Origin of the sequence: Flavobacterium cupreum (assembly GCF_003996965.1) — a bacterium.
GTDB classification, from domain to species: domain Bacteria; phylum Bacteroidota; class Bacteroidia; order Flavobacteriales; family Flavobacteriaceae; genus Flavobacterium; species Flavobacterium cupreum.
The window spans coordinates 1-255 of sequence record NZ_QWDM01000266.1; the positions used below are offsets into that span (position 1 = coordinate 1).

At 45.5% G+C, this 255-nt stretch carries 1 rRNA gene; it reads left to right on the forward strand.

Features of this window, described 5'->3' with window-relative positions:
- Positions 1–255 (forward strand): 23S ribosomal RNA (locus D0817_RS25555); the annotation flags it as partial.

Sequence of the window (255 nt, forward strand, 5' to 3'; positions counted from 1 at the left end):
AACCCGAAAGGGACAGTCGATGGCTAACGGGTTAATATTCCCGTACTACTAATTACTGTGATGGGGTGACGGAGTGATGAAAGCGCCGCGAACTGACGGAATAGTTCGTTGAAGTACCTACCTATAATATCTGCAGGCAAATCCACAGATTTTGGGGAAATACGATAGTACTCGGAGTCTTCGGACAAAGAGATAGTGCGCCTAAGGGCTTCCAAGAAAAACCTCTAAACTTCAGGTAATTAGTACCAGTACCGT